2 protein-coding genes are annotated in these 1,952 nt (G+C 41.8%); both read right to left on the bottom strand.

Features of this window, described 5'->3' with window-relative positions:
* The coding region (locus CXF78_RS15595) for an efflux RND transporter permease subunit (protein WP_145991487.1) at positions 1 to 960 on the bottom strand (960 nt) is incomplete at its 3' end.
* A 12-nt stretch (positions 961 to 972) separates the two neighbouring features.
* A partial coding sequence (locus tag CXF78_RS15600; protein ID WP_102037300.1) for an efflux RND transporter periplasmic adaptor subunit occupies positions 973 to 1,952 on the bottom strand: 980 nt, incomplete at its 5' end.

Genomic DNA, 1,952 nt, shown 5'->3' on the forward strand with positions numbered 1-1,952 from the left:
GTAAATTACTTTTAACTTATTGTGTTCATTAGCTTGATTGATTTTTTCAAGTTCAGAGCGTAGCTTTTGTGCGACAGCAACGGTATTGGCGTCACCTTCTTTGTATATGGCTAATTCAATCGATTCTACTTCGCCGATGCGAGTAATATCACTGCGTTCTTTGTAGGCATCACTAATCACCGCAATATCAGATAATCTGACTAACGTTTGGCCATCGCGGTAGATAATCACTTGACCTAGTTCATCTAAAGAATTGAATTGATTTAAGGTTCTGACTAAGTATTCTTTGTCACCCTGAATCACTTTACCTGCTGAAAGATTAATATTTTCTTCATTTATTCGACGTTTAACCTGGTCGGCATTAAGATTCAATTGACTTAGTTTTTGTTGATTTAATTCAATATGAACTTCTTGCTCCAACCCACCGGATAACCTTACAGCAGCAACACCGGATAAGGCTTCTAAACGTCGTTTTAACTCTTCATCAGCAAAAGTTCGCATTTGCTTTAACTGCTCCGCATCGGCATTGGGTACAGAAAAAGCTAAGCGCATGATGGGATCAAGATTGGGGTTAAAACGCAGTAATAATGGCTTATTAATGTCTAAGGGCAGCTCGATAGTGTCGATTTTTTCACGCACTTCAAGGCTAGCCATATCCATATTGGTGCCCCATTCAAACTCGAGCACAACATCAGACATGCCAGAACGTGAAATTGAGCTTATTTTCCGCAGTCCTTTGACTACGCCAACGGCTTCTTCAATTGGCTTTGATACCAGTTGCTCAATTTCAACCGGAGCAGCTCCGTCATAGGCTGTGCGTATGGTCACGCTGGGATAGCTTAAATCGGGTAATAGTTTTACCGCGAGGCGAGAAAACCCGACCATACCAAAAAGCATCACAGCGAACATGAACATCCATACAGTGACGGGGCGTTTAACCGAAGTGTTTATTATTGACATTATCCCGCTCCGTTATCGAATAGCTGCGAAGCTAAGTGGGGTAATAATTTCCACTAATGATTGATCTTTGAGGTTCTGCTGGCCCCGGATGACAATTTGTTCGCCATCTTCAACACCCGATAAAATTTCAACCGTGTTATTTTCACGATATCCCAACGTGACTTCACGTCGTTGTGCCTTGGTGTCTTTTATCACATATAAAGCTTGAGTGTTGTCTTGGTTGATTAATGCGTTATAAGGCACGGTAAGTACATCACGATGGGTGTCGTATTTAAGTTCAACTCGAGTAAACATACCCGCTTTTAATGTAGCATCTTGATTTGGCACGGCTAATGTCACTTTAAACGTACCGCTTTGAGCATCCACTATTGGACTAATGCGCAGTACTTTTGCATCGATAATATGGGCAGCGCTACCTTGATGTTGTTGAATAATACTGGCTTGTTGACCAACCCGCAAACTAGCAAGTTGTTGTTCTGGTAGGTGTAATATGCCGTGAAGTTGGTCTTGATTGACAACATAAAATAACTCTTGGAACTCTTTGGCCATATTGCCCGTTTTAACATAACGTGCAGCAACGACACCATTAATAGGCGAGGTGATTTGGCTTTCTTTAACTTGCAGTTCTGCTAAGTCACGTTGTGCTTTAGCAGCTTGCAGGTTGAACTCGAGCTTGGCCATCTGATCCTGGCTAATAAACTCTTTGTTGTTCATTTTGTTTAAACGATTTAATTCTTGCTGAATAATCTGCACTTCGGCTTCTGAACGATTGAAATCATAACGCTGACGCTTGGCATCAATTACCGCAAGTATTTGCCCTTTGGTAACCCGATCGCCTTCTTCAACGTTAATCTTTTCGATTATCCCAGCAATGCGGCTCATCACATGAGACTCTTCCGGTGCCTCAAGTGTGGCGGTGGTGCTGTAAAAAGAAGATACATTGCCTGTAGTGACAAGTGCTGTTTCAACTGGGATAGCAAATTTTTCATCTT

This window comes from Shewanella sp. 11B5, assembly GCF_002836795.1.
Taxonomy (GTDB): domain Bacteria; phylum Pseudomonadota; class Gammaproteobacteria; order Enterobacterales; family Shewanellaceae; genus Shewanella; species Shewanella frigidimarina.